Annotated in this window: 31 protein-coding genes; 20 read left to right on the forward strand and 11 right to left on the reverse strand. The window is 61.2% G+C overall.

What is annotated here, in order from left to right:
* The first annotated feature begins 41 nt into the window (after nt 1-41).
* The 4 genes from meaB to ACP2AV_RS13710 all read left to right on the forward strand — a co-directional run bounded on the left by meaB (nt 42) and on the right by ACP2AV_RS13710 (nt 2,656).
* The gene (gene meaB, locus ACP2AV_RS13695; RefSeq protein ID WP_426373335.1) at nt 42-1,073 is read left to right on the forward strand and encodes a methylmalonyl Co-A mutase-associated GTPase MeaB; all 1,032 of its coding nucleotides are present in this window, start codon (nt 42-44) and stop codon (nt 1,071-1,073) included.
* A gap of 138 nt (nt 1,074-1,211) precedes the next feature.
* Nucleotides 1,212-1,499 carry a 50S ribosomal protein L28 gene (gene rpmB, locus ACP2AV_RS13700; protein ID WP_426373336.1) on the forward strand — a complete coding sequence of 96 codons (288 nt, stop codon included), beginning with the start codon at nt 1,212-1,214 and terminating at the stop codon, nt 1,497-1,499.
* Between the two features lie 223 nt (nt 1,500-1,722).
* Nucleotides 1,723-2,109: a hypothetical protein gene (locus ACP2AV_RS13705; protein WP_426373337.1), complete on the forward strand. Its 387-nt coding sequence runs from the start codon at nt 1,723-1,725 to the stop codon at nt 2,107-2,109.
* A 40-nt stretch (nt 2,110-2,149) separates the two neighbouring features.
* Nucleotides 2,150-2,656: a copper chaperone PCu(A)C gene (locus ACP2AV_RS13710; protein ID WP_426373338.1), complete on the forward strand. Its 507-nt coding sequence runs from the start codon at nt 2,150-2,152 to the stop codon at nt 2,654-2,656.
* Between the two features lie 264 nt (nt 2,657-2,920).
* Here ACP2AV_RS13710 and ACP2AV_RS13715 read toward each other — a convergent pair whose 3' ends face one another.
* Nucleotides 2,921-3,625 carry an NAD-dependent deacylase gene (locus ACP2AV_RS13715; protein WP_426373339.1) on the reverse strand — a complete coding sequence of 235 codons (705 nt, stop codon included), beginning with the start codon at nt 3,623-3,625 and terminating at the stop codon, nt 2,921-2,923.
* A gap of 46 nt (nt 3,626-3,671) precedes the next feature.
* Here ACP2AV_RS13715 and ACP2AV_RS13720 point away from each other — a divergent pair, with 46 nt between their 5' ends.
* A complete protein-coding gene (locus tag ACP2AV_RS13720; protein ID WP_426373340.1) occupies nt 3,672-4,100 on the forward strand; it encodes a low molecular weight protein-tyrosine-phosphatase in 429 nt (142 codons plus the stop codon).
* 4 nt (nt 4,101-4,104) lie between these two features.
* On the opposite strand, the gene ACP2AV_RS13725 is transcribed toward ACP2AV_RS13720, so the two are convergent.
* Nucleotides 4,105-4,401 (reverse strand): hypothetical protein, encoded by a 297-nt coding sequence (locus ACP2AV_RS13725; protein WP_426373341.1) that lies wholly within the window; start codon nt 4,399-4,401, stop codon nt 4,105-4,107.
* A 383-nt stretch (nt 4,402-4,784) separates the two neighbouring features.
* Between ACP2AV_RS13725 and lepA the strand changes: the two genes are divergently transcribed.
* The 3 genes from lepA (at nt 4,785) to ACP2AV_RS13740 (ending at nt 8,225) form a co-directional block, all read left to right on the forward strand.
* Nucleotides 4,785-6,584, forward strand: coding sequence for a translation elongation factor 4 (lepA, locus tag ACP2AV_RS13730; protein ID WP_426373342.1), 1,800 nt, complete (start codon nt 4,785-4,787; stop codon nt 6,582-6,584).
* A 374-nt stretch (nt 6,585-6,958) separates the two neighbouring features.
* Nucleotides 6,959-7,750, forward strand: coding sequence for a hypothetical protein (locus ACP2AV_RS13735; RefSeq protein ID WP_426373343.1), 792 nt, complete (start codon nt 6,959-6,961; stop codon nt 7,748-7,750).
* Between the two features lie 262 nt (nt 7,751-8,012).
* Nucleotides 8,013-8,225 (forward strand): hypothetical protein, encoded by a 213-nt coding sequence (locus ACP2AV_RS13740; RefSeq protein WP_426373344.1) that lies wholly within the window; start codon nt 8,013-8,015, stop codon nt 8,223-8,225.
* Between the two features lie 66 nt (nt 8,226-8,291).
* Here ACP2AV_RS13740 and ACP2AV_RS13745 read toward each other — a convergent pair whose 3' ends face one another.
* Nucleotides 8,292-8,435 (reverse strand): entericidin A/B family lipoprotein, encoded by a 144-nt coding sequence (locus ACP2AV_RS13745; protein ID WP_426373345.1) that lies wholly within the window; start codon nt 8,433-8,435, stop codon nt 8,292-8,294.
* A gap of 257 nt (nt 8,436-8,692) precedes the next feature.
* Entirely contained in the window at nt 8,693-9,478 is a 786-nt protein-coding gene (locus ACP2AV_RS13750) for a DeoR/GlpR family DNA-binding transcription regulator (protein ID WP_426373346.1), read from the reverse strand.
* A 291-nt stretch (nt 9,479-9,769) separates the two neighbouring features.
* On the opposite strand from ACP2AV_RS13750, the gene glpD reads away from it, so the two are divergent.
* From glpD to glpK, 8 genes are all read left to right on the forward strand, one after another.
* Nucleotides 9,770-11,368: a glycerol-3-phosphate dehydrogenase gene (gene glpD, locus ACP2AV_RS13755; protein WP_426373347.1), complete on the forward strand. Its 1,599-nt coding sequence runs from the start codon at nt 9,770-9,772 to the stop codon at nt 11,366-11,368.
* Between the two features lie 14 nt (nt 11,369-11,382).
* The gene (locus ACP2AV_RS13760; protein ID WP_426373348.1) at nt 11,383-12,471 is read left to right on the forward strand and encodes an ABC transporter ATP-binding protein; all 1,089 of its coding nucleotides are present in this window, start codon (nt 11,383-11,385) and stop codon (nt 12,469-12,471) included.
* 9 nt (nt 12,472-12,480) lie between these two features.
* Nucleotides 12,481-13,557, forward strand: coding sequence for an ABC transporter ATP-binding protein (locus tag ACP2AV_RS13765; RefSeq protein WP_426373349.1), 1,077 nt, complete (start codon nt 12,481-12,483; stop codon nt 13,555-13,557).
* Nucleotides 13,557-14,429, forward strand: coding sequence for a carbohydrate ABC transporter permease (locus ACP2AV_RS13770; protein ID WP_426373350.1), 873 nt, complete (start codon nt 13,557-13,559; stop codon nt 14,427-14,429). Before ACP2AV_RS13765 ends, ACP2AV_RS13770 begins: the two co-directional genes overlap by 1 nt.
* Nucleotides 14,429-15,274: a carbohydrate ABC transporter permease gene (locus tag ACP2AV_RS13775; protein ID WP_426373351.1), complete on the forward strand. Its 846-nt coding sequence runs from the start codon at nt 14,429-14,431 to the stop codon at nt 15,272-15,274. The genes ACP2AV_RS13770 and ACP2AV_RS13775 overlap by 1 nt, the downstream gene beginning before the upstream one ends.
* Before the next feature lie 31 nt (nt 15,275-15,305).
* Nucleotides 15,306-15,578, forward strand: coding sequence for a DUF2160 domain-containing protein (locus ACP2AV_RS13780; protein WP_426373352.1), 273 nt, complete (start codon nt 15,306-15,308; stop codon nt 15,576-15,578).
* A gap of 69 nt (nt 15,579-15,647) precedes the next feature.
* Nucleotides 15,648-17,369, forward strand: a complete 1,722-nt coding sequence (locus tag ACP2AV_RS13785; protein ID WP_426373353.1) for an ABC transporter substrate-binding protein — start codon at nt 15,648-15,650, stop codon at nt 17,367-17,369.
* Between the two features lie 86 nt (nt 17,370-17,455).
* The gene (glpK, locus tag ACP2AV_RS13790; protein WP_426373354.1) at nt 17,456-18,940 is read left to right on the forward strand and encodes a glycerol kinase GlpK; all 1,485 of its coding nucleotides are present in this window, start codon (nt 17,456-17,458) and stop codon (nt 18,938-18,940) included.
* Nucleotides 18,941-18,959: 19 nt separating this feature from the next.
* On the opposite strand, the gene ACP2AV_RS13795 is transcribed toward glpK, so the two are convergent.
* Together ACP2AV_RS13795 and ACP2AV_RS13800 are read right to left on the reverse strand one after the other, a co-directional pair.
* Nucleotides 18,960-19,187, reverse strand: a complete 228-nt coding sequence (locus tag ACP2AV_RS13795; RefSeq protein WP_426373356.1) for a DUF1150 family protein — start codon at nt 19,185-19,187, stop codon at nt 18,960-18,962.
* A 4-nt stretch (nt 19,188-19,191) separates the two neighbouring features.
* Nucleotides 19,192-19,605, reverse strand: a complete 414-nt coding sequence (locus tag ACP2AV_RS13800) for an Hsp20 family protein (RefSeq protein WP_426373357.1) — start codon at nt 19,603-19,605, stop codon at nt 19,192-19,194.
* A 200-nt stretch (nt 19,606-19,805) separates the two neighbouring features.
* Between ACP2AV_RS13800 and ACP2AV_RS13805 the strand changes: the two genes are divergently transcribed.
* The 3 genes from ACP2AV_RS13805 to ACP2AV_RS13815 are packed head-to-tail and all read left to right on the forward strand — an operon-like array spanning nt 19,806 to nt 21,639.
* Nucleotides 19,806-20,024 carry a YdcH family protein gene (locus tag ACP2AV_RS13805; protein WP_426373358.1) on the forward strand — a complete coding sequence of 73 codons (219 nt, stop codon included), beginning with the start codon at nt 19,806-19,808 and terminating at the stop codon, nt 20,022-20,024.
* Nucleotides 20,025-20,081: 57 nt separating this feature from the next.
* Nucleotides 20,082-20,567 (forward strand): 5-(carboxyamino)imidazole ribonucleotide mutase, encoded by a 486-nt coding sequence (purE, locus tag ACP2AV_RS13810; RefSeq protein ID WP_426373359.1) that lies wholly within the window; start codon nt 20,082-20,084, stop codon nt 20,565-20,567.
* The gene (locus ACP2AV_RS13815; RefSeq protein WP_426373360.1) at nt 20,560-21,639 is read left to right on the forward strand and encodes a 5-(carboxyamino)imidazole ribonucleotide synthase; all 1,080 of its coding nucleotides are present in this window, start codon (nt 20,560-20,562) and stop codon (nt 21,637-21,639) included. The genes purE and ACP2AV_RS13815 overlap by 8 nt, the downstream gene beginning before the upstream one ends.
* Nucleotides 21,640-21,641: 2 nt before the next feature.
* Here the strand turns inward: ACP2AV_RS13815 and ACP2AV_RS13820 are convergent, their stop codons facing one another.
* From ACP2AV_RS13820 to lgt, 5 genes are all read right to left on the reverse strand, one after another.
* Nucleotides 21,642-22,436 carry a Hint domain-containing protein gene (locus ACP2AV_RS13820; RefSeq protein ID WP_426373361.1) on the reverse strand — a complete coding sequence of 265 codons (795 nt, stop codon included), beginning with the start codon at nt 22,434-22,436 and terminating at the stop codon, nt 21,642-21,644.
* 321 nt (nt 22,437-22,757) lie between these two features.
* Nucleotides 22,758-22,898: a hypothetical protein gene (locus ACP2AV_RS13825; protein ID WP_426373363.1), complete on the reverse strand. Its 141-nt coding sequence runs from the start codon at nt 22,896-22,898 to the stop codon at nt 22,758-22,760.
* 247 nt (nt 22,899-23,145) lie between these two features.
* Nucleotides 23,146-23,904 carry a peptidoglycan editing factor PgeF gene (gene pgeF, locus ACP2AV_RS13830; protein WP_426373364.1) on the reverse strand — a complete coding sequence of 253 codons (759 nt, stop codon included), beginning with the start codon at nt 23,902-23,904 and terminating at the stop codon, nt 23,146-23,148.
* Nucleotides 23,901-24,956, reverse strand: a complete 1,056-nt coding sequence (locus tag ACP2AV_RS13835) for a class I SAM-dependent methyltransferase (protein ID WP_426373365.1) — start codon at nt 24,954-24,956, stop codon at nt 23,901-23,903. Before ACP2AV_RS13835 ends, pgeF begins: the two co-directional genes overlap by 4 nt.
* The gene (gene lgt / locus ACP2AV_RS13840; RefSeq protein ID WP_426373366.1) at nt 24,953-25,837 is read right to left on the reverse strand and encodes a prolipoprotein diacylglyceryl transferase; all 885 of its coding nucleotides are present in this window, start codon (nt 25,835-25,837) and stop codon (nt 24,953-24,955) included. The genes ACP2AV_RS13835 and lgt overlap by 4 nt, the downstream gene beginning before the upstream one ends.
* A 109-nt stretch (nt 25,838-25,946) precedes the next feature.
* On the opposite strand from lgt, the gene ACP2AV_RS13845 reads away from it, so the two are divergent.
* The gene (locus ACP2AV_RS13845) at nt 25,947-26,192 is read left to right on the forward strand and encodes an accessory factor UbiK family protein (protein WP_426373367.1); all 246 of its coding nucleotides are present in this window, start codon (nt 25,947-25,949) and stop codon (nt 26,190-26,192) included.
* The last annotated feature ends 562 nt before the right edge of the window (nt 26,193-26,754 follow it).

Here is a 26,754-nt window from a genome sequence, read left to right on the forward strand (position 1 = left end):
GGTGTCTGGACACCCACTGCGCCATCGGCCAAAAAGCCCCCATGACCGATCTGGCCCAACGCATCCTCAATGGGGAACGGCGCGCCCTTGCGCGCGCAATCACCCTGGTTGAATCCGCCCGCGACGATCACCGCGCGCAGGCTGGCGCGCTTTTGGCGCAGCTGGCGAAATCGAACCGGCAGGCCCTGCGTATCGGGCTGTCGGGCACGCCGGGCGTGGGCAAATCCACCTTTATCGAAGCCTTTGGCATGATGCTGACCGGGCAGGGGCTGCGCGTTGCCGTGTTGGCGGTCGATCCGTCGTCGGCGCGCACCGGCGGGTCAATCCTGGGCGACAAGACCCGGATGGAGCGCCTTTCGCGCGATCCCAATGCCTTTATCCGCCCCTCGCCCAGCCGGTCCGAACTGGGCGGCGTGGCCCGGCGCACGCGCGAAGCTGTTGCGCTGTGCGAAGCGGCCGGCTTTGACGTGGTGCTGATCGAAACCGTTGGCGTAGGGCAGTCCGAAACGGTGGTGGCCGACATGTCCGATCTGTTCTTGCTGCTGCTCGCCCCGGCGGGCGGCGACGAATTGCAGGGCGTCAAGCGCGGCATCATGGAAATCGCCGACATCATCCTTGTGAACAAGGCCGATGGCGATCTGAAAGCCACCGCCACGCGCACCTGCGCCGATTACGCCGGGGCGCTGCGCCTGTTGCGCAAACGCCCCTATGATCCCGACGGGTTTCCCAAGGCCCAGACGGTTTCGGCGGTTGAAGGGGCCGGGCTGGCGAAGGCGTGGGAAGAAATCCAGACCCTGATCAACTGGCGCAAGGCCCACGGCCATTGGGAAGCGCGCCGCGCGGCCCAGGCGCGCCACTGGTTCGAAGAAGAACTGCGCCAGGCCCTGCTGGCCGAACTTTCCCGCCCCGGCCCGGTGCGCGACACGGTTCGTCGCCTCGGGGCGCAGGTCGAAGCGGGCGAACTGGCCCCCTCGGCCGCCGTCGATCAGGCGCTGGCGGCGATGGGGCGCGAAAGCCCAGGGCAGGGCGCGAAAGCGCAGGGCGAGGCGCGAAAAACCCGCCATCGCGCTTGACGCACCCGCGATTCCCCCGTAAAGGACCCGGACGGAATTCAGGGCACGGCCTTTGGCGGTGCCTTTTCACATTCGAGGCCGCGTCATCCGCGGCACCCATGTCTGAAAAGACGTAAGCTGAGACGAAGGAGCGAAGGCATGTCGCGCCGTTGCGAACTGACCGGAAAAGGGCCGATGACTGGCAACAATGTCAGCCACGCCAACAACAAGACCAAGCGCCGGTTCCTGCCGAACCTGAACGATGTGACCTTGATGTCGGAAGCCCTGGGCCGCCCCGTCAAGCTGCGCATCTCGGCAGCTGCGCTGCGCACCGTGGACCATCGCGGTGGCATCGACGCCTTCCTGGCGAAAGCCAAGGACGTCGAACTGTCGGCCAATGCGCTGAAAATCAAGAAAGAGATCGCCAAGCTTCAGGCCACTGCCTGATCGCTTTGCGGCGTCGCACCGGGGGATTATCCAGGTGATGACCCGGGTGATGGCATGGTTTGACCGCGTTGGTTGATCGGCCTGCTTGATTGGTTCGTTTGACTGGGCTGATTAACTGGGTTGCGTCCCCGCCCTGCGGGATCACGCAGCCGGATCGCTGCGCCACATGATCGAAAAAGGCTCCGCTCTGGCGGGGCTTTTTGCGTTGGGGCACCATGTCGCAATGGCATTCCCGCACTGGAATGTTTATCTGGGCCTCATGATGCTTTTGCGCCCCATATGCGCGCTGTTTCTGGCGCTGACGATCACGCTCACCTCGGGTGCGTTGGCGCTGGCGCGCGGGAACACGCAGGTCGGGGTGGGGCAAATGGCGCTCTGCACCGGTAGCGGGACCACGATCGTCACCGTCGATGCCGATGGTCAGCCCGTCGGCCCCAGTCACTATTGCCCCGATTGCGCGCTTGGCGCGTTCTTTATGCCGCAGGCCACGGCAGGCGCGCTGGCGGTGACACCTGTGGCCAGTCGCTTGGCTGTGGTTGCGCTGACGCCGTCGTTCTTGTCTGTTGAAACCGCCGATCCGTCGGCGCGGGGGCCGCCCGGCGCGCTCTGATTTCCCAACGTTTTCAATGTTTTGCAAAAGGAGTGACATCATGTCTCTCAAATATACGCTTGTCGCCGCGCTGCTGGCCGCCACCCCCGCTCTCGCCGATATCGAAATCGTCGATCCCTATGCCCGCGCTTCGGGCATGTCTGCCAAGGCCGGGGCCGCCTTCTTTGAAATCCGCAACACCGGCGATACCGACGACCGGCTGGTCGACGCGGCCGCGAACATCTCGCAACGGGTCGAATTGCATACCCACAAGGACATGGGCGATGGCGTCATGAAGATGATGCATGTGCCCGAAGGGTTTGCCGTGCCCGCCGGGGGCAGTCACACGCTGCAGCGCGGCGGCGATCATGTCATGTTCATGGGCCTGAAAGAGCCGATGGAACAGGGCGATGTGATCAACGTTACGCTGACCTTTGAACAGGCCGGTGACGTGGTGGTTGAAATCCCCGTCGATCTTGAACGCAAGCCGATGCACGGTGCCATGAATCACGGCGACATGAAGCATGGCGACATGAAAAAGAACGGCATGACCGAGATGTCGAGCTGACCGGCGCGGGGCGGCAACGCCCCGCTGCCCATATCGCGGCGCGGGGCACCTGCCGGGCGCCGTTTTTCGTGTCGCCCCCAGCTTTGATGCCCAGTCTTGATGCGCCCAGCCTTGTTGCCCCCGGATTTCAGTGTGTCTGGGGCCTTGGCCCGCCCGGACACAGCCCCTGGATCTGCGGCCCGTCTGGCGTCAGGATTTCTGGCCCCAGCAACCTTCGCCCCAGCAACCTTCGCCCCGGCACCTCTGGCCCCGGCAGCTCTGGATTCAGCGCGCCAGAACCTCGGCGACCCAGGCCGGGACGATCTCGCTCGCCGGGCCATAGCGCGAGGCGACGAAATCAGTCGCCACGTCCGACGGTTCCAGGTTTAACTCTAGCGTGACAGCCCCGATGTCGCGGGCCATGGCGGCAAATCCGGCCGCCGGATAGACATTGCCCGACGTGCCGATCGCCACGAACAGATCGCAGCCTGTAATCGCGTCGGTGATCTGGTCCATGTGATAGGGAATTTCGCCGAACCACACCACGTCCGGGCGCCCGGCGGGGGCGGCGCAAGACGGGCAGGGGTGGTGCGGCTGCATGTCTTCGGGGGCGTCCCAGCGGTGCCCGCACCCACCACACAGCGCGCGCATCAGCTGGCCGTGCATATGGATCACGTCGCGGCTGCCCGCCTGTTCGTGCAGATCGTCCACGTTTTGCGTCACCAGCGTCAGCCGGTCGCCCATGGCGCCCTGCAATTCAGCCAGCGCCGCATGGGCCGCGTTATGCGCCGCATCCCGCAGGTTCGCCCGGCGCGCGTTGTAAAACCCCTGAACAAAGGCCGGGTTGCGCGCATATCCTTCGGGCGTTGCCACCTCGTTCAGGTCGTATTTGGTCCACAAGCCGTCCTTGTCGCGGAACGTGCCCAGCCCGCTTTCGGCCGACACGCCCGCGCCGGTCAGAACGACGATCCGGTCTCTGGTGCTTATCATGGCGGGCATGTTAACCTGCTCCAACCACGATGAAAAGGAGCGCGCCGTGATCCTGTTTCTTTGCCTGGGCAACATCTGCCGCTCGCCCACCGCCGAGGCAATCGCCCGGTTTCTGCGCCCCGACCTGGCCTTTGACAGCGCGGGCACCGGCGGCTGGCACGCGGGCGAGCCGCCCTATGCCCCGATGCGCGCCACGGCTGCGGCGCGCGGGCTGGACATGTCGGCGTTGCGCGCGCGCCAGATCACCGCGCAAGACTTTCAGCAATGCGATTGGATCGTGGCGATGGATGAACAGAACCTGGCCGATGCGCGCGCGGCGCAACCCGCCGGCAGCCGCGCCCGGCTGACCTTGCTGCTGGATCATGCGCCCGCACTTGGCCTGCGCGATGTGCCCGACCCCTATTACACGCGCGACTTCGACGCCGCTTACGACATCATCGAAGCCGGGGTGACGGGATTTCTGAAGCCGCTCTGAGCGGTTACGAGCAATAGTCCTGCGCGACCGCGCCAAATGCCTTGTAGCGTTTCCAGAACACCTCGTGGCTGCGGTTGTCCGACTGGCGGATGTCCTGTGCTTTCTGGGGGTCTTTGAAAAAGCGCGCGGCCATGCGCTGATCGCCCGTGCTGAGCGTCTGATCGGCGACCTGCTGGATGCAGCCGCACAAGGCGCGGCTGGCGCTGCGGTCTGATGTCAGACAGGCCCGTTCAATGGTGCCTGCATGGGCGGCGGTTGCGATTACGCTGGCCAGGGCGGCCATCATCAGGGGGTGCTTCATGTTTCTGCCTCGATCCGTGCGGGGGGCCTGTTTGTTGATCACAGTGTCTCCCACGCTTGGTTAACCCTGCGTGAATCCATGCCAGAAACCGCAACAAAAATCAATCGCGCCGATGGTCCTGGGTGCTCGAACGTAGCGTGGTCGGTAGGGCGGCCGAACGCTGGATGGTCGCTGTTTCATGTTTCGCGCGCGGATTCCGCCCCGATGCGCCCAGATACACCCAGATACACCCAGAACCGCCCCGATGCGCCCTGATCTGGCCGCCGTTTCCATTCGGCGCGCGCAGCGTGTCTTTGCCCGTGGCGCCGGGATGTCCGGCGCATCGTGCGGCCAATGTCATCTCCCCTTGCCAATCGGCCGATTCCGCCGCATATCCAGCGGTCATGACCGAACTCGCACAGATCCGCAATTTCTCGATTGTCGCCCATATTGACCATGGGAAATCGACCCTTGCCGACCGGCTGATCCAGCTGACCGGCACCGTGGCCGAGCGCGACATGAAAGAGCAGATGCTCGACGCCATGGATATCGAGCGCGAGCGGGGCATCACGATCAAGGCGAACTCGGTGCGGATCGAATATCCGGCCAAGGATGGGCAGACCTATGTGCTCAACCTGATCGACACCCCCGGTCACGTCGATTTCGCCTATGAGGTCAGCCGCTCGATGCAGGCGGTCGAAGGATCGCTGCTGGTGGTCGATGCGTCGCAAGGCGTCGAAGCGCAGACCCTGGCCAACGTCTATCAGGCGATCGACGCCGACCACGAAATCGTGCCGGTGCTGAACAAGATCGACCTGCCCGCCGCCGACCCGGACCGCGTGCGCGAAAATATCGAAGACGTGATCGGCATCGAAGCCCATGACGCGGTGGAAATCAGCGCCAAGACGGGGCTGGGCATTCCCGACGTGCTCGAAGCCATCGTCCAGCGCCTGCCCGCGCCCAAGGGCGAGCGCGACGCGCCGCTCAAGGCGATGCTGGTGGACAGCTGGTATGATCCCTATCTGGGCGTGGTCGTGTTGATCCGCGTGATGGACGGGGTGATCAAAAAGGGCGATCAGATCCGCATGATGCGCACCGGCGCGACCTACAAGCTGGACAAGCTGGCGGTGCTCAAACCCCAGATGGTGGATATCCCGGAACTGGGCCCGGGGGAAATCGGCGTCTTTACCGCGTCGATCAAGCAGGTGCGCGACACCAAGGTCGGCGACACCATCACGCATGAGAAAAAGCAATGCGCCGCGCCGCTGCCGGGCTTTAAACCATCGATCCCGGTGGTGTTCTGCGGGCTCTTTCCGGTCGACGCCAACGATTTCGAAGACCTGCGCGACGCCATCGAAAAGCTGCAACTGAACGACGCCAGCTTCAGCAGCGAAATGGAAACCTCCGCCGCGCTGGGGTTTGGCTTTCGCTGCGGCTTTCTGGGCCTGCTGCACCTGGAGGTCATCCGCGACCGCCTGGAACGCGAATACGACCTGGACCTGATCACCACCGCGCCCAGCGTTGTCTATCATATCCACATGAAGGACGGCACGGTCGAAGACCTGCACAACCCCGCCGACATGCCCGACATCACCAGGATCGACCACATCGAGGAACCGCGCATCAAGGCCACGATCATGGTGCCCGACGAATACCTGGGCGATGTGCTGAAACTGTGCCAGGATCGGCGCGGCATCCAGATGGACCTGACCTATGCCGGCACCCGCGCCATGGTCGTCTATGACCTGCCGCTCAACGAAGTCGTGTTCGACTTTTACGACCGGCTCAAATCGGTCACCAAGGGCTATGCCAGCTTTGACTATCAGATGATCGGCTACCGCGAGGATAACCTGGTCAAGATGTCCGTGCTGGTGAACGAAGAACCCGTCGATGCGCTGTCGATGATGGTGCACCGCGATCGGGCCGAAGCGCGCGGCCGCGTCATGTGCGAAAAGCTCAAGGAACTGATCCCGCGCCACATGTTCAAGATCCCGATTCAGGCGGCCATCGGCGGCAAGGTCATCGCGCGTGAAACCCTGTCGGCCATGCGCAAGGACGTGACCGCCAAATGCTATGGCGGCGATGCGACGCGCAAAAAGAAACTGCTGGAAAAGCAAAAGGCCGGTAAAAAGCGCATGCGCCAGTTCGGCAAAGTGGAAATCCCGCAAGAGGCGTTCATCAACGCCCTGAAAATGGACAGCTGACGCCGGCCTTTTTGGCGCCGCGTGCGGGCGCCGGATCTGCGCGGCGACTGCCCGCCCGGCTTGGCCTGATCCGAGGGATGTGCCCCGTTATTCACTGCGCCCGGCGCGCGCCACCACCGGTCCCACCCCCTTGGTCCAGCACCGATCCCACCAGTGCCCCGCAGGGCGGGCGCTGCTGCGAATCCCCCACGGCGCGCGCGCCGCATCTGAAGAGACGATCGTCGCGAAACACAACCAATGGTAGATTTGCGCGCGCACGATACGCGCCAAAGAGGCTTTAGCGCGGACAAAGCCGTCCGCGACTTTCACTTAGTGCATTGTGCCCCACCCATGCATGTTGAACACTGCCCGCTCATATTTTTCGGATGGTTTTCATGAAACGATTTTCCCTATTTCTTTTCGCCGTGTTGCTCGGCGCAAATCAAGCGATGGGGGCGACGGTAGCTCTCACAGATTTCACGCCGCCGCCCGTCAACACGCAGTTCAACCCCTGGGCGTTCACCCATGTCGAAGCGCTGTTGGAAATATCCGTCGTGGGCATTTCGGGCGATGACTCGGCGCTGCGCCTGAAGACGACAACTGTCGACCGGACCTATGGTCTGCCGTCAAAAACGGCCAGCTATTCTACGCTGGGTGCAAATCAGGTGCTTGTGTCGGAATTTGAACAGAGCGGCTTTGACCTGCGCAATGTGAATTTGCTCTACGGGCCATATTATGAACGCGCCGCCGAAAAACGGGACTACACGTTCGAATTCCAGAACTCTGGTGCCGGCGACGCGGTGGTCACCATGCAGGTCCAGACGGGTATCGCCCTGCAGGCCGAATACAACCCCGCTCATCGGGACAATATCGCAGCCGGCTACGCGGTCACAAATGCATTCGGTGAATCGAGCGAATACGCCACGTCCCTGGGGGCGCTGCACCACTTGGGGCTCTATTATCCCTATCGCAGCTCATTACTTCCCGACGTGGTCGCCAGCGGGTTTATTGAAACGTCCATATTCTACGTGGATCTGCTGTTGCCCGCCGGACAAACCATAAGCGAAAGCGCGCAGTTTCAGATCGGGGCGCTGGCAATCGCGCCGACGCCCGGCGCGTTCCTGTCACTGGCGACGGGTTTGGGCCTGTTCGGGCTGTGGGGGAAATCGCGCAGGACGCTCGCCTAGGGCAGAGCGTTGGCGCAGACGCTTGTCACAGCCACTTGGCGCCGACGGACAATGCAGACAGGCCGCGCTTGACCGTGGCGCAAGGGCCATGCCGCAGGGGACATAGCGCAAGGGTCATCGCCGCAGGATCATGACGGCGCGCGAATGCCGCAGGGACGGCGCAGGGACACGGCGCGTTCCAACGTTCGCACGCCCAAAACGGAACCCCGCCCCCTGTTGCACGTTGTCCCCTCAGGTCCACCCAAATGGAAAGGAGCCTGAGATGTTTGACAGATTGGCATTCGTTCTCGCGCCGCTGACGGTGCTGTGCATCGCCGGGGCGGTCGTGATCGCCGGGATGGCGATGGGGTATTATGCCTGGCCGCTCTATCTGGTCGCAGGGTTGGTGGGATTGGCCTGCGGGCTGCCCACGGCGTACTGGTCGTCCAAGCGCATCAAGCGCAAGGATCCGAACTGGCCGCGCCACCGGTCCTGAACCCACCCGAACGAAAAACGCCCCCTGCCATCGGCAAGGGGCGTTTTTTTTCATGTGGGCGCTAGATCAGTTCGCGATGTCGTCTTCGGCTTCTACGGCGGCGCCCTGGATGCCTTCGCCAGCGTTTTCGATGTCTTGGCCGGCGCCTTCAATGGTGCTGCAGGCGGCCAGCGACAGGGCAAAGGCGCTGAGGATCAGGAAGCGGGTCATTGGAAGTCTCCTTGTTGCATGTTTCGAATATAACGCGGGCGGTGCGCGATCGGTTCCCTGATCGCCGCGCCGGGGCGCGCCGGGGCAGACTCGGTCAAAGGCGGTCTCTGGTCGCTGCCCGACGTTCTGCCCGACATTCCGCCCGACAAGGTGCCCGACATTCTGCCCGACAGATATCCGACGCCATGCAGACAGTTTGCAGACCGTTTGCAGACGGGGCGCGCCGACGCTTTGCCGACGCGGTGCCAAGGGCGTTTTCAGCGGGGGTGGGGTGTCTGCGGCGCTTCGGCGATCACCACCTCGGTTCCCCAATCGCCGCACCGGCGCGCCAGGGCGTCGGGCAGGGGCTGATCGGTGAAAAACGTGTCGATCTCGGACAGCGAAGCGATGCGCGCCGGGGCCGTGCGCGCCAGTTTCGAATGATCGCTCACAAGGAAAGTTTGCCGTGATTGCCGTAAGATAGCCTGACTGACGCCGACCTCTTGAATGTCGAAATCCAGCATATCCCCGTCGGTGTCCAGCGCCGAGCATCCCACGATCGCAAGGTCAAACTTGAACTGGCGAATGGTTTCGGCCGCCAGGTTGCCAACCAGCCCCCCATCGGCCCGGCGCAGGTTTCCCCCAGTCACCACGATTTCGCAATCCGGGTTGGATACCAGAATGTTCGCCACGTTCATGTTATTGGTAACAACCAATAAATTTCGGTGATGCCGTAGTTCTTGCGCGACGGATTCGGTCGATGTGCCGATGTTGAGAAACAGGGAAATGTTTTCCGGGACGCGGGCAGCGCAAGCCCGTGCGATTGCCTTTTTCGCCTGTGGATTCAACGACCTGCGCTCTTCATAGCCGATGTTCACCGTCCCAGAGGGCAAGATCGCCCCACCGTGCACGCGCTCTAGCCATCCCGCGTCGGCCAGTTCGCTCAGGTCGCGTCGGATCGTCTGCAGCGTGACGTTGAAATGGGCGGCCAGACCTTCGACTGTCACCCTGCCATGCCGGCGCGCAATTGCCAGAATTTCGGGGTGGCGAAAGGTCTGTGACATAGGAATCCGCGGCTTGGTTTTCGCTTATGTTCGCATTTCGGCGCCAAGACGTCCAGCGCGTCGTTGTGCGATTTGAGTGCCTTATCGGCCATTCTTGTCGAAAGTGGCGGGGAATGTGGGGCTATTGCACCCAAAATCATGCAGAGACGTGATTGCGCGACGCTTTGAATACGCTCTACAAACCCCAAAGCGAACATAAACGAAATAGTTTTTGTTTCTTTTTTTCGGGAATCGCGCGATACTTGCATCAGACTTTCGCGTTCTGAGAGTTCGCGTTCTGGGAGGAGGCGCATGGCCGCACCATCGGAACAGTCACCCGTCGATCTCTTTATTATCGGTGGCGGGATCAACGGCTGCGGGATCGCACGCGATGCTGCCGGCAGGGGTCTGTCTGTCCGTTTGGCCGAAAAGAACGATCTGGCCTCGGCGACCTCGTCCGCGTCTACCAAACTGTTTCACGGCGGGCTGAGGTATCTTGAGTATTTCGAAATTCGCCTTGTGCGCGAGGCGTTGATCGAACGCGAAGTGCTGCTGCGCGCGATGCCCCATATCAGTTGGCCGATGCGCTTTGTGCTGCCCTATCACCCTGATATGCGGTTCGAAAATGACACCCCGACGTCGAAACTGCTTGGGTTGGTCATGCCATGGATGCGCGGCCGGCGGCCGGCCTGGCTGATCCGGCTGGGCCTGTTTCTTTATGATCATCTGGGGGGGCGCAAACTCTTGCCCGCCACCACTACGGTGCGCCTGCACGGGACACCCGAAGGCGCCCCATTAGAGGATCGGTTCGAAAAGGCGTTCGAGTATTCCGATTGCTGGGTCGAGGATTCGCGTCTGGTCGTGCTGAACGCACGGGATGCACAGGCCCGTGGTGCCCAAATCATGACCCACACGCGGGTCGTGTCGGCCCATGTTGAAAACGGCCTCTGGCATGTCACCACCGAGGCCGCTGGCGGGCATCGCGCAACGCATGTTGCCAAGATGCTGGTGAATGCGGGCGGCCCGTGGGTCGGCGACATCTTGCACAACACCGTGCGGATCAACAGCAGCGAAGGCGTGCGGCTGGTGCGTGGCAGTCACATCGTGACGGCGCGCCTTTTTGAGCACGACAAATGTTATTTCTTCCAGGGCACGGACGGGCGGATCATTTTCGCCATTCCCTACGAGCAGGACTTCACCCTGATCGGCACCACCGACCAAGAGCATGACGATCCCGACATCGCGCCGGTCTGTACGCCCGGCGAACAGCAATACCTAATCGATTTCGCGAACGCGTATTTCAAGAGTGACATCGGCCCCGCCGACGTGGTCTGGACCTATTCCGGGGTGCGCCCGCTTTATGACGATGGCGCATCGAGCGCGACAGCCGCGACGCGCGATTATACGCTCAAGGTCGATACCAGCGCGGGCGCGCCAGTGCTGAATGTGTTTGGCGGCAAGATCACCACCTACCGGCGCCTGGCCGAATCCGCACTGAAAAAGATGTCTGCGCATATCGCGGTGGCAAAGGGGGACTGGACGGCGGGCGTGGCGCTGCCCGGCGGCGCCTTTGCCGTCGGCGAGGTCGACGACATGATCGCGCGGCTGGTGTCGTCCTATCCCTTCCTGTCGGATTTCTGGGCGCGCCGTCTGATCCGGGCCTATGGCACCGAGGCATGGGACATTCTGGGCAGCGCAAAAAAGCTGGATGATCTGGGCGGGATGTTCGGCGCGACACTGACCGCGCATGAGGTCGAATGGCTGATGCACAACGAATACGCACGCGGCGCCGAAGACATCCTTTGGCGGCGCAGCAAGCTGGGCCTGCGTGTCTCGGGCGATCAGGTGAAAGCACTGCAGGACTATATGGATGACCGTTTGCGCCAGCGCGAAGCTGCTGCAGCGGAATGAAAAGGGGGCGGCGCATGACGCTGGAACTGAAGGGCGTGTCGAAGATCGTGGGGCGGGACACCCACATCGCACCGACCGACCTGACATTGGACACCGGCACGATGAACGTGCTGCTGGGGCCCACCCTGTCGGGCAAGACCACGCTGATGCGGCTTATGGCGGGGCTGGAACAGCCCAGCGACGGGCGCGTGTTCTGGCAGGGCGAGGATGTGACCGGGATGCGGGTGCAGGATCGGCAAGTCGCCATGGTCTACCAGCAATTCATCAACTACCCATCGATGAGCGTTTACGACAACATCGCCTCACCGATGAAATTGATGGGCGTCGAGCGCGCCGAAATCGATCGCCGCGTCCGCGACACCGCCGATATGCTCAAGCTCACCCCAATGCTTGATCGCAAGCCGCAGGAACTTTCGGGCGGGCAGCAGCAGCGCTGTGCTCTGGCGCGGGCACTGGTCAAGAACGCCGGGCTGGTGCTGTTGGATGAACCGCTGGCCAACCTGGACTACAAACTGCGCGAAGAGTTACGGATCGAAATTCCGCGCATCTTCGAAGAAAGCGGCGCGATCTTTGTCTATGCCACCACCGAGCCGGAAGAAGCCCTGCTGCTGGGTGGCAACACCGCGACACTGTGGCAGGGGGGCGTGACCCAGTTCGGCCCGACGCCGCAGGTCTATCGTCGGCCGGTCGATGCAACGACGGCCCGGGTTTTCAGCGATCCGCCGATGAATTTCCTGCCCATTGCCAAGGCCGGGGCCAAGCTGATTTTCGGCGACGGTCAGAGCGCCATAGCGGCCGGCAATCTGGCCGGGCTGGCCGATGGCCGCTACACCGCCGGTTTCCGTCCCAACCACTTGGAAATCAAGCAGCACACGCCGGACGCGATGAAGTTCACGGCGACGCTGAGCGTAACCGAACTGACCGGATCGGAAACTTTCGTGCATCTGGATCATCACGGGCAACGCTGGGTCGGACTGATTCACGGGGTGCACGATCTGACCATTGGGGCGGCGCTGGATGTCTGGCTGGACCCCGGCCATGTCTATGTCTTTGACGAAAATGGCAAACTGGTCGTGCCTGCGGCCTACGCCGTGGCAGCATAGGGGGAGATCATGGCAAAAATCACATTGGACAACCTGGCGCACAGCTATTTGCCGAACCCGACGTCTCAGGACGACTATGCACTCAAGGAACTGAACCACGACTGGGAAGACGGCGCGGCCTATGCTTTGCTTGGGGCATCAGGTTGCGGCAAGTCCACGCTGCTCAATATCATCTCGGGGCTCTTGCAACCCAGTCAGGGGCGTATCCTGTTCGACGGTCGCGACGTGACCCACGCGCCCACAACCGAACGCAACATCGCGCAGGTCTTTCAGTTTCCGGTGGTCTACGACACGATGACCGTGCGCGACAACCTGGCCTTTCCGTTGCGAAACCGCGGTCGGGACGAAGAATACGTGGCCGAACGGGTTCACGAAATCGCCCGCATGATCGGAATGGAGGACATGTTGAACCGCAAGGCGCGCGGTTTGACCGCCGATGCCAAGCAAAAGATCAGCCTTGGTCGCGGCATGGTGCGCAAGGACGTCAACGCGCTGCTCTTTGACGAACCGCTGACTGTGATCGACCCGCACATGAAATGGGAACTGCGCACCCAGCTGAAAAAGCTGCACCACGATTTCGGGCATACGATGATCTACGTGACCCATGACCAGACCGAAGCGCTGACATTCGCCGACAAGGTGGTCGTCATGCACGACGGGCGGGTGGTCCAGATCGGCACGCCCGAAGAGCTGTTCGCCCGCCCCGAACACACTTTTGTGGGCTACTTCATCGGCTCGCCCGGCATGAATGTGATCCCGGCGCGCGTCGAAGGCCGCACCGCCTATATCAACGGGCACAGCCTGGACCTGGCCCACGGATATGGCGCGCTGGATGGCAAGGTGGAACTGGGTGTGCGGCCCGAATTCGCACGCTTGTCCGATGCAGATGGCCTGCCGGTGAACGTGCGCCGGGTCGAAGATGTGGGGCGCCACAAGATCATCCGCGCCGATTTTTTCGGCACCGACATCAACATCATCGCGGGCGAAGGCGACGCGGTCGGGCCGGACATGACGCGCGTGGTTTTCGATCCGGCGCATGTCAACGTCTACGCCAATGACTGGCGCGTGCAGGGGGGGGCAGTTTGATGGACAAGACAACCAATCACAAGGCGTGGTTCCTGGTGTTGCCGGTGCTGGTGCTGGTGGCGTTTTCCGCCGTCATCCCGCTGATGACGGTGGTGAATTATTCCGTTCAGGACACGTTCGGGAACAACCAGTTTTTCTGGGTCGGGCTTGAGTGGTTTACCGAGATGCTGGAAAGCGAACGCATGTGGGATGCGTTGTGGCGCCAGGTCGCCTTTTCCGCGATCATTCTGGCGATCGAAGTGCCCTTGGGCATCTTTGTCGCGCTGAACATGCCCAAGGGCGGGTTCTGGGCCAGCTTCTGTCTTGTCGTGATGTCGCTTCCGCTGCTGATCCCCTGGAACGTGGTCGGCACCATCTGGCAGATTTTCGGACGGGTCGATATTGGCCTGCTGGGCTACTCGCTGGCCAGGATCGGCGTGGACTACAACTATGTGGCCGATGTGTTCGACGCCTGGGTGACGGTGATTGTCATGGACGTCTGGCATTGGACGTCATTGGTCGCGCTGCTTGCCTATGCCGGGCTGCAATCGATCCCCGAGGCCTATTATCAGGCCGCCAAGATTGATCAGGCCAGCCGCTGGAAAGTGTTCCGGTATATCGAACTGCCCAAAATGGCGGGCGTGCTGATGATCGCGATCCTGCTGCGTTTCATGGACAGTTTCATGATCTATACCGAACCGTTCGTGGTAACCGGCGGTGGGCCCGGGAATGCGACGACTTTCCTGTCGATCGACCTTGTGAAAATGGCCATCGGCCAGTTTGACCTGGGGCCGGCAGCAGCGTTTTCACTGATGTATTTCCTGGTGATCCTGCTGATTTCCTGGGTGTTCTACACGGTCATGGTGAACCTGGATAAGCGGGAGGGGAAGTGATGTCGGATGCCGCGCTGAATTCCGCCCCCGCCCGCCGCACCGCACGCGTCAATACACGTGCGGTTGTGATGACGCTCTACCTTTTGTTCCTGTTCGTGCCGATCTACTGGCTGATCAACATGAGCCTGAAGACCAATGCCGAAATCCTTGGTGAATTTTCGCTGTGGCCGCGCGATGTGACATTCCAGAACTATGCCACGATCCTGACCGACCCATCCTGGTATATGGGCTATGTCAATTCGCTGATCTACGTGGTGTTGAATACGGTGATTTCAGTCGCTGTCGCGCTGCCCGCAGCCTATGCGTTCAGCCGCTACCATTTCCTTGGCGACAAGCATCTGTTCTTCTGGTTGCTGACCAACCGTATGGCCCCGCCGGCGGTCTTTGCCCTGCCGTTCTTTCAGCTCTATTCATCGGTGGGGCTGTTCGACACGCATATCGCCGTGGCACTGGCGCATTGTCTGTTCAATGTGCCGCTGGCGGTGTGGATCCTGGAAGGGTTCATGCGCGGTGTGCCCAAGGAAATCGACGAAACCGCCTATATCGACGGCTATTCCTTCGGGCGGTTCTTCATCAAGATCTTCATGCCGCTGATCGCGTCAGGCATCGGCGTGGCCGCGTTCTTTTGCTTTATGTTCAGCTGGGTCGAATTGCTGTTGTCGCGCACGCTGACCACGGTCGATGCCAAGCCGATTGCGGCGATCATGACACGGACGCAGGGCGCATCGGGCATTGATTGGGGCGTGCTGGCCGCGGCGGGTGTGTTGACGCTTCTGCCGGGGGCATTGGTGATCTATTTCGTGCGCAATTACATCGCCAAGGGCTTTGCCCTGGGGCGGGTGTGATGCGCGCCCATACAACGACAGGAGGCATCTGATGGAATGGATGGCATGGACATGGCCCACGGCCGTATTCTTCATCATCATTGCAGGGCTTTTGATCGTCTTTACGGTCCTGGCGATCCGCGACCCCGAAACCCCGCGGATCGGTGTTCTGGGGATCGAAACGACACGCGGAGATCGCCTGTTCATCACGCTTCTCGGCTCGGCCTTTCTCAACCTGGCCTGGCTCGGGTTGATCGACGCGCCTCAGTGGGGGGCGTTGATCGTATGCCTCATCTATGCCGCAGCGGTGTTTCGCTGGGTATAGCCGTGGCCCACCGCGCCCAGGAGGGGGCGCCACTGAAACCAAGGAAGAAATCCAAAGGGAGGATGCAAGATGAGACTAGGACTGAGATCAACCACAGCCATCGTGCTGTCGCTGGGGCTGGTGGCCCCCGCGTTCGCCGGGATGGAGGAAGCCAGAGAATTCCTCGATGCCGAAATCGGGGACATGTCGTCGTTGTCGCGCGCCGAACAAGAAGCCGAAATGCAGTGGTTCATCGATGCCGCTGCCCCGCTGGCAGGGATGGACATCAAGGTGGTTTCGGAAACCATCACCACCCACGAATATGAGAGCCAGGTGCTCGCCCCCGCCTTCGAGGCGATCACCGGCATCAAGGTCACCCATGATCTGATCGGCGAGGGTGATGTGGTGGAAAAGCTGCAAACCCAAATGCAGTCCGGTGAGAACATCTATGACGGCTACGTCAACGACTCTGACCTGATCGGCACCCACTGGCGTTACCAGCAGGCCCGCAGCCTGACTGACTGGATGGCAAACGCCGGTGCAGATGTGACCTCGCCCACGTTGGACCTCGATGATTTCATCGGCACCCAGTTCACCACCGGCCCGGATGGCGACCTCTACCAACTGCCCGACCAGCAGTTCGCCAACCTCTACTGGTTCCGCTACGATTGGTTCACCGATCCCAAATCCATGGCCGACTTCAAGGAAGCCTATGGCTACGACCTCGGCGTGCCGGTCAACTGGTCGGCCTATGAAGACATCGCCGAGTTCTTCACCGGGCGCGACATGTCTTATGCGGGCGGCCCCGACAGCGGCGTCTTCGGCAACATGGACTACGGCAAGAAAGACCCTTCGCTCGGCTGGCGCTACACCGATGCGTGGATGTCGATGGCTGGCATGGGGGACAAGGGTGAACCCAACGGCCTGCCGGTTGATGAGTGGGGCGTTCGGGTCAACGACAAATCCCAGCCCGTCGGCTCCTGTATGGCCCGTGGCGGCGCAACCAACGCGCCCGCTGCTGTCTATGCCGTAGAAAAGGCGATTGAATGGCTGCAAAAATACACGCCGCCTGCGGCTCAGGGCATGACCTTCGGCGAAGCCGGCCCGGTCCCGAGCCAAGGCAATATCGCCCAGCAAATGTTCATGTATACCACCTTCGTACCCTCGCTGGTCGAAGAGGGTCTTCCTGTCATGAACGACGATGGCACGCCCAAGTGGCGCCTCGCCCCGTCGCCCCATGGCGCTTACTGGGAAGAGGGCATGAAGATCGGCTATCAGGACGTGGGGTCCTGGACGTTGTTGAAGTCCACCCCCGATGACCGCGCCAAGGCGGCCTGGCTCTATGCCCAGTTCGTCACCTCCAAAACCGTGGACGTGAAGAAAAGCCACATTGGCCTGACCTTCATCCGCGAAAGCTCGATCGCACATGACAGCTTCACCGAGCGTGCGCCGAAACTGGGCGGCCTGGTCGAATTCTACCGCTCGCCAGCCCGTGTCCAGTGGTCGCCCACCGGCACCAACATCCCCGACTACCCCAAGCTGGCGCAGCTGTGGTGGCAGAATATCGGCGATGCGATGTCTGGCGCAAAAACCGCTCAAGAGGCGCTGGACAGCCTGTGCGCCGATCAAGAGCGCGTGTTGGAAAGGCTTGAACGCGCAGGCGTTCAAGGTGACCTGGGGCCGAAGTTGAATGACGAAAAAGACCCGCAGGAATGGCTGAGCATGGCCGGTGCTCCCAAAGCGAAAATCGACAATGAGGATCCCGCGCCGCAAACCGTCAGCTATGACGAACTGATTGCCTCATGGCAGTAAAACGATGATGGGCCGGGGCGGCGTGAATCGCGTGGCCCCGGCTTTTTCTTCGGCCTAAGCTGGCCAAAACGTCAAAAGGGGTAGCCATGGGGCATATTCTGGCGATCGATCAGGGCACCACGTCCAGCCGCGCCATCCTGTTCGACAAGGACTTGCAGATCACGGCGGTGGCCCAACAGGAGTTTCCCCAGCATTTTCCGAAATCTGGCTGGGTTGAACATGACCCGTCGGACCTGTGGTCTTCCACTGCCGCCGTCTGCCGCGAGGTGATGGAAAAGGCCGGGCTGCGTGCAGCCGATATCGCCGCCATCGGCATCACCAACCAGCGTGAAACCACTGTGGTCTGGGACCGAAAGACCGGCAAGCCGATTCACAATGCGATTGTCTGGCAGGACCGGCGAACATCAGAATTTTGTCATGAATTGCGGGACGAAGGCTTCGACGCCGAGATCACGGCGCGCACCGGCCTGCTGGCCGATCCGTATTTTTCCGGCACCAAGGTGCGCTACATCCTGCAAACCGTTGACGGCGCGCAAGCGCGCGCCGCGGCGGGTGAACTGGCGTTCGGCACGGTCGATAGCTGGATCATCTGGAACCTCACCGGCGGGGCGCGCCACGTGACAGACGCCACCAATGCCGCACGCACGATGCTCTACAATATCCACGAAGGGGCCTGGGATGACACGATCTGCGCGCGCCTTGGTGTGCCCAAGTCCATGCTGCCAGAGGTGCTGGACAGCGCTGCTGACTTCGGTGCCGCGCGGGCAGATCTTTTCGGGCGCGAAATTCCGATCTTTGGCGTGGCCGGTGACCAGCAGGCCGCGACGGTCGGGCAGGCGTGTTTCCAGCCCGGCATGTTGAAGTCGACCTACGGAACCGGGTGCTTTGCGTTGCTGAATACTGGCGACCGGCCTGTGACCAGTGAAAACCGGCTGCTGACCACCATCGCCTACCAACTGGATGGCAAACCGACCTATGCGCTGGAGGGATCGATTTTCGTCGCCGGGGCCGTGGTGCAGTGGTTGCGCGATGGATTGAAGATCATCCGCGACGCCGCCGAAACCCAGCCCTTGGCCGAACGGGCCGATGACGGACAAAACGTCGTTCTGGTGCCCGCGTTCACGGGGTTGGGCGCCCCCTATTGGAACGCGGACTGTCGCGGTGCGGTGTTCGGGCTAACGCGCAACACGGGCCCCGAGGAAATGGCCCGTGCCGCCCTGGAAAGCGTCGGTTATCAGACGCGCGATCTGCTGGACGCAATGCGCGCAGACTGGACGACGCAGGCCGATACCGCGCTGCGGGTCGACGGCGGCATGTCGGCCAGTGATTGGGCGATGCAGTTTCTGGCGGATATCATGGGTGCACCGGTGGACCGGCCGCAAGTGCTGGAAACAACAGCGTTGGGCGCGGCATGGTTGGCGGGCCAGCGCGCAGGGGTCTATCCCGATATGGATGGTTTCGCGCGGACATGGGCGCTGGACCGCGCCTTTGTGCCAAACATGGAACAAAACCAACGCGATCAAAAATATGCTGCTTGGAAGCGGGCGGTCCGCGCCGCTCAGGGGTTCTGAGGGCGCAGACGCAGACCGTTTAGTGCACGTTTACAGGTGCAAAGTCGTGCTGGCGCGCCAAGGCAAAAGCCAGGCGGCGGTCGGCCACCAGAGCCAGCTGTTCGCCATCGGTGTTGTGCACTGCGAACAGGCGCTCGGCGCCTTGGACGGCATCCTGTACCTCTTGCGGCAGGTCCACCACGTTGACCGGACGGACGTAGACAATGCGGTCTTCGCCGCCGGGCAGTTTGTCAAATCGCGTATTCATACCCTTACCTCCGATTGATCTTTATTTCTTGAACGATAGTGTCGGGAACGGATCGGACAAGGTCGATATGCAAAAGACCGTTTTCCATGTCCGCGCCGTTTACATCGACGCCCTCGGCCAGAACGAAGCTACGCTGGAACTGGCGTGCCGCTATGCCGCGGTGCAAGAACACACGGGCCTCATCGGGTTCGCCCTGTTTGCCCCGGATCACCAACTGGCGGTCTTCCAGCGTAATCGACAGGTCATTTTCGGAAAACCCCGCCACGGCGAGAGAGATGCGATAGCTGTGATCGCTGGTTTGTTCAATGTTATACGGGGGATAGCCGCCTTGATCGGATTTGGCAGTCCGTTCAACCAGCCGTTCGAGCTGATCGAAACCAAGAAGGAAAGGGTGCGCCCCAAGCATCATTTTCGTCATCGACACGTCCTGTAGTAGCAACGTTTGCGGGTTGGGGTCCCGGTTCCGGCAACCCCCTCGTAGCACTGAATATGGGGGTCGATAGCCCGCCATACAAGAGAGCACGCGCGCACGCGGCGATCATGACGCTTGGCGGATGGAAAAAAATTTCCTACTAAGAGCGCAGTTAGGCGAAACCCAGCGGAAAGTGGCATGGAGACATGGATATGTCATCCAAGATGGACCCCAAGGAAATTCTGCGGGTCAAACTGGAAGTACTGCGGCGCGAACACCGTGATCTGGACGATGCGATCCACGCATTGCAGGACAGCGGGCGCGGCGACACCCTGCAACTGCGTCGGCTGAAAAAGCAGAAGCTTGGGCTCAAGGATCGTATCGCGATGATCGAAGACAACCTTTTGCCTGATATCATTGCCTGATTGCAGGTTTTTTCCAGCCCGCTATAGTGCGCGCTCTTTCAACCGAAGGGCCACGGAATGAGCGTTGAAGTCGGCATCATCATGGGCAGTCAAAGCGACTGGCCGACCATGAAACTGGCAGCGGAAGTGCTGGACGAACTGGGTGTCGCCTACGAATCCAAAATCGTCTCGGCGCATCGCACGCCTGACCGCCTGTGGGACTACGGCAAAACGGCGGTCGAGCGGGGGCTCAAGGTGATCATCGCCGGGGCAGGGGGCGCCGCCCATTTGCCGGGCATGATGGCGTCAAAAACGCGTGTGCCCGTGATCGGGGTGCCGGTCCAGACCAAAGCCTTGTCGGGCGTCGACAGCCTGTATTCCATCGTGCAGATGCCCAAGGGTTTTCCTGTGGCGACCATGGCGATCGGGGCGGCTGGCGCGGCCAACGCAGGTCTCATGGCGGCCGGGATCCTCGCCACGTGCGATGCCGGTTTGGCCACACGTCTCGATGCTTGGCGCGACGCTCTGTCTGCGTCGATCCCCGATGAACCACACGATGACTGACCCGCTTTCACCAGGTGCCACGATCGGCATTCTCGGCGGTGGCCAGCTGGGCCGGATGTTGTCGGTCGCGGCCAGCCGTCTGGGTTTTAAGACCTGCGTATTCGAGCCGGGCGGCGATTGCCCGGCCAGCCACGTTTCGAACGCTCATTTCAAGGCGTCTTACGACGACAACGACGCACTACAGCGCTTTGCCGATAGCGTGGATGTCATCACCTATGAGTTTGAGAATATCCCCACATCGGCGCTTGATTTTCTGGACGGGCGCAAGCCGATCCGACCGGGGCGCGAAGCTCTGCGCGTCAGCCAGGACCGGCTGACGGAAAAACAATTCCTGACAGGGCTTGGATTGCAGGTTGCGCCTTTTGCAAACGTTGAATGCCTGGACGACCTTTGCGTGGGCCTGGACACGCTTGGCACCCCGTCGATTTTGAAAACACGCCGCATGGGGTATGACGGCAAAGGGCAGGTGCGGCTCTCTGATCCGGCGCAGGCGGATGAAGCGCTTGCGGCAATGAACGGCGCGCCCGCGGTTTTGGAAGGGTTCGTCGATTTCCGTCGCGAGGTGTCCGTGATCGGCGCGCGGGGCATCGACGGGCAGATTTCATGCTTTGACCCGGGCGAAAACGTGCACAAGGATGGCATTCTTGACACCACGACCGTGCCGGCGACGTTGAATGTGCATCAAAGTTCGGATGCGGTATTGATTGCGGGCAAGATCCTGAATGCACTGGATTACGTCGGCGTGTTGGGGGTCGAGCTTTTCGTCACTCCAGACGCGCTGATCGTGAACGAGATCGCGCCTCGGGTCCATAATTCGGGGCATTGGACGCAAAATGGCTGCGTGATCGATCAATTTGAACAGCACATCCGCGCCGTTGCAGGGTGGCCGCTTGGGGACGGTCGGCGGCATTCAAACGTGCAAATGCTGAACCTGATCGGCGCAGACGTTGATCGTGTGCCCGAACTTGCGACCGACGGTACTGTGGCAATCCATCTCTATGGAAAAACCCAAGCGAAACCGGGCCGCAAGATGGGTCATGTCAACCGCATCCTGGGCCCGGCGGAAACGTAACCTCAGACGGCGTTCAACTGTTCCAGATCGCCAATGCTCAGACGCGGATGGCGCATGGCGCCAAAAGCGGCCAGTTCGGAAAGGTACGGAAACAGGTTGAGGAAACGCAACCGCAGATCGCCGGGTAAGCGGGATGTGCAATTGGCGCCCGGGTGGTAGGTTTCCAATTCGATCCCGTTGGCCCGGATCACATCATGCCGATCCAGAGCGATGTGAAAGGTCTGGACCGCGGCGATGGGGCTGATCTTGATGACATTCATGCCATCCGCCAATGATGATGCCGGCGCCAAGGCTTCGGATGTCCCCAAATAGCCCAACAGGGCGTCCGATTTCATCACGTATCGCGCATTCGGTCCAAGCATCAGGTCCGGGGCGGGCCGCCCGAATCCGAAACTGTCGGCCATCACGCGATAAAGACCCGAGGACGTGTCACTGCGCATTTGCGCGTCGGGAGCAATGGACATCGAGCCGATCCACCGAATTGGCGCCAAACCTCCACTGGCTGTTTCGACGCGCATGCCAGGCACCAGATCTTCGATGGCGATGGTGCCAAATTCGGTCGGGATCAGCGTGCCGCGTGCGAAGGCGCTGAAGGCTTCTTCGAACACGGGGATCGCGGGGGCTTTGATCGCCGCGTCCTTTACCGCGCCCATCGCATCCAGCCAGCACATAGAATAGGGACGCAGGGCGACCGTCGGCGGCGCTGCGACGGTTTTTCGCCGAACAGTCCACGTTTCAGAAAATTTCGGCCGCGTTGTGGCAATCGCACTATGCGCGGGGCGGGGGGCATACGTCATGCAACCAATCCTTTGACTCGTTACATCTGCTCGGCCCCCACCGAAGTCGCAAATGTCGTATCAACGATGATCACAACTGGCGTGCATTGTCAAAAATAGGCGGAAATTCGCTCATCGCGGCCCGGTAATGAGACGCTCGGCGCCGCGATTGTTTCGGGAAAACCATGAGATTGATCCGCAGGTAACGTTAACACCATGACGGACAATCCGAATCATATTTTTGGGGCCCAATTTTTCAGGCGCCCGCATGGGGCGGCAAAAAAAAATGGGCTGCAACGCGTGACGCGTGCAGCCCGAGGCACCTTTGAGGGAATGAGGGTCTTAAGCCTCAGCAGCTTTCTTTGTGGCATCCGCGCTGCGGGCGGAAACGGCGGCTTTGCGGGCCGCGCCACGGGTCCAGGGCAGTTTGGTGTCGCATTTGACTGATTGTGCGATCACCGATTGCATCCAACGTTTCTTCATCGTTTCGCTCCATTCACTGGCAGTCGTGCCGCTCTGCCTCTGGTGACCACTTTGTTGTGGCTTGTTTGAATTTCTGAACGGTTAATGGGGCATGTTCGTGACCAAGATGCGAAAAACTAAAAAAACTTCGCAGGACGGCCACAACTGGGTGAAAACCGCTCAAAGCGTTGGAAATAGTGGGTTCAATGACGGGTTCTTATGGTGGTGTCGGGGTTTTTTCGTCAAATTTGGCGCAAAAGTGGCGCAACTAAAGGCGAATTGCCGCAATCAGGCGGCCATAGTCGGCCTCTTGGCGATGGACAGAGCGCCGGTAGGAATAAAACAGCGCCGGATCGCCATAGGTGCAGTAACGCGTCCATTCCGCGTGTCCGACACCGGCCTGTCGCAGCCTGTGCAATCCGAAGCCCGGAAGGTCAAAGTGATATCGCCCCCCGTTACCGTTCGCGAAGAAGCGGGCGTTGTCCGGGTCCTCGGCCAGAAAATCCTCTAGGAATTCCTCGCCGACTTCGTAGTTTTGTTGGCTGATAGTCGGCCCGACGATCGCGGAAATGTCGGCCCGTTCAGCGCCGAGATCCTCCATCGCATCCAGCGTCGCTTCCAGCACGCCCGCAATGGCACCCTTCCATCCGGCGTGAGCAGCGCCGACGACACCCGCTTTGCGATCGGCAAACAGGACAGGCTGGCAGTCGGCGGTCAGCACGGACAGGGCCAGCCCCGGCGTTGCGGTCACAAGCGCATCCGCTTTCGGAACGCCGCCCCGGTGCGGGCCCGTGACCTTGACCACGTCGGCCGAATGCACCTGGTGGACACCGATCAGCTCCGATGGTGCGACGTTCATCGCATCGGCGACGCGCGCGCGGTTGATTTCAACAATGTCAGATTGATCCGAACTGCCGGGGCCGCAGTTCAACCCTTCAAACACGCCCGAGGATGCGCCGCCGCACCGGGTGAAGAACCCGTGCGTTATTCCGTTCAGAGCAGCCGCAGTCAAAATTTCCATTGTCATGGATCGAACCCGGGTGGACAGGTGGACCCGTTAGCGTAAAGAGCGAGGGCCTTGAACAACTGTCCCATCTTTTCAGGGTGGGTCAAGCGTCGATGCGCCGCGATATGGGCATCCAACGCTACACCCGTAAGGTTTTCTGCAAGTGCTTGCGCGCGCGGTGTGATGCCCAGGCGCTCAAGTAGAACCCCTTGTGCGGTCAGGCCGGACACGGCCACCCCGTTCGATCGGGCAAGCCGGGCTATCGGTTCAAAATCGACATGGGCGGTCACGTCGGCCTGGCCGGGATTGGCAAATGGGTCTTCAAACGCGTGATCGCGCACGGCCTGCAGCGTGTCACCCAGTGATCGCCAGTCACCGTAATCAACGATCAGGGCAGCGCCCCCATTTTGCGCGATGTGGCCCGATATGGTTTCCACGATATCATCCGCCTGCGGTCTGAGTTCGACAATGCGTCCGTCCGGGGTGTCGTCCAGTCGGGCGCTTAGCTGCGGCACCGGCGTGGGCGGACCGAATTGCGACTTGAGGCCTGGTCCGACCATCCGTTCGCGCCAACTATCGCCCACGCGCTGAAATTGCCGAACTGGCAAAGCGTCGAAGAATTCGTTCGCGACCAGAAAGAGCGGCAAGTCTGGAAGATCCGTGACTCTGTCGTGCCAGATCGCTTGCGCCAACCGTTCACGCTGCGCGTCCCGCAAGGCAGGAGAGGTTTCCACCAAATGCACCCTGGCCGCGTCGTGAAAGCCCGGCACAACCGCCGTCGCGCGCAGAATGTCGGCCATCAGCGTGCCGCGCCCCGGGCCCAGTTCTGTCAGGGCAAAGCGCCCGGGGCGGCCTTGATCCACCCAGCTCTGGGCCAGGCACAGTCCCAGCAACTCGCCAAACATTTGGCTGATTTCGGGGGCGGTTATAAAGTCGCCCGCGGCCCCGAACGGGTCACGCGTGGCATAGTACCCGTATTGGGGGTGCGACAGGCAGGCATCGATATATTGGTCCAGGCGCAGCGGCCCCGCGCTGCCTATGGCCTTTTCCAGAATTTCGCCGAGCGGTGTCACGTCTTGCGGCCCATTGCCAGCGCCAGCCCCAAGATCACCATGCCTGCGGCAACCATCGGCAGCGACAATACCTGCCCCATGGTCAGACCGGCGAAGACATGCCCGTGCGGGTTTTGCGCGGTGATGTATTGCGCATCGGCCAGTCGAAAGAATTCGACCGTGAACCGCGCCAACCCGTACCCCAAAAGGAAAACGCCGATCAGGGTGCCGGGCCGTTTCAATGCGCCGCCGCGAAACGCCAGCCAGATCAGCACTGCGCCAAGCGCGAGCCCTTCGAGCGCAGCTTCGTAGAGTTGCGAGGGATGGCGCGCGCAAAGGCCCTGCGCGGTGTTGCTGCAGGCCAAGGCCGCATCCCCAGGAAAGACAACGGCCCAAGGCACAGTAGATGGGCGCCCCCAAAGTTCTGCGTTGATAAAGTTGGCCAGCCGGCCCAGCAGCAACCCAGCTGGCGCGCCAAGCGCCAACAGATCGCCGAGCGACGCGGCGTTTAATCCGTGGCGCCACGCGAACACCAGCCCGGCCACGCCAACCCCCAGGAAACCGCCGTGAAATGACATGCCCCCGCGCCAGATCGCGATGATTTCGCCGGGATTGCTGAGGTAATAAGCCGGTTGATAAAACAGCACGAACCCCAAGCGGCCGCCGATGATGATGCCCAGGATGATCCATGTCATCAGGTCGCTCAGTTGCTCGCCCGTCATTGGGGGCCTGTTTTTCCACAACCGGTCGCGGCGCAGCGCCATCTTGGCCAATTGCCAGCCCAGCAAAATTCCCACGATGTAAGCCAGCGCGTACCATCGCAACGCGAATGAGAACCTGCCCAAATCGATCGTGAAAATCTCGGGGGCGATATCGGGGAATTCGATCACGGCGCTGAACATGTCGCATGCATCGCCGGGGCATTTGCCAAAGTCAACCACGTGCATCTTGGGTTGAGACTCGGCGCGCGCGCCCCCATATATAAGACAACGCAGTTTCCGGAGACCCGCAATGCAGACCCGCAACAAGTTTTTTGACGATATGTCTCAGTTGATGACCAACGCGATGGGCGTGGCGCAGGGTGCCAAGGATGAAGCCGAAACCGCGATGAAGAGTTTCTTTGATCGTTGGCTGGCGGACCGCGACTTTGTCACCCGCGAGGAATTTGATGCCGTACGCGCCATGGCGCAAAAGGCGCGGGAAGAAAACGAAGCGCTCAAGGCCCGTCTCGATGCTCTGGAGAAGGGCGGCGAGTAAACGCTTGGACGGTACGAGTGTTTTGGGCGCCTTTCGGCGCCCTTTTGCTTGCCAGACGCGCGCTCTTCGATCCTCTGGTGAATTGATGAGGTTTTCCAGCTGCACGATACCTCAACGTTCGAAGTCATCCGCAAGTCGGGCAAAGAACCTTATAGCGGCCTGATCGCGAACAAACAAAGTTGTTCAAGCAAGCGATTGGGGTTTTCTGGCAGGGGTGACAGGTGAAATGCGATACGCATTAGGGGTGACTGGCAGGGGGATTGCGCGGCGCGATAAACGGTCCGGTTGGTCACGGCGCGTCGTACCGTTTTGACTTATTCCATATTAGGGGCAGAGGGAGCCTTCGCGTTTGTGTGGTGCCGCAAAATCGGTCTGATGAATTTGGAAATGCAGCGCTCAGTGGCGGCCCCGATCCGTTCAATCCAGGCGAACACGGGCGCTTGGCATTGCGCCTGCGAAACTTGACGCCATTCTCGGTTCTTTCGTTGATCGGTGTTGACCGAGCCTGTGAGACCTTTGGGGGGGAGAACGTCGGACCGTCCTGCACGATCAAGAAGAAGGG

Origin of the sequence: Aliiroseovarius sp. PTFE2010 (genome assembly GCF_049943335.1) — a bacterium.
Lineage (GTDB): Bacteria > Pseudomonadota > Alphaproteobacteria > Rhodobacterales > Rhodobacteraceae > JBNFVY01.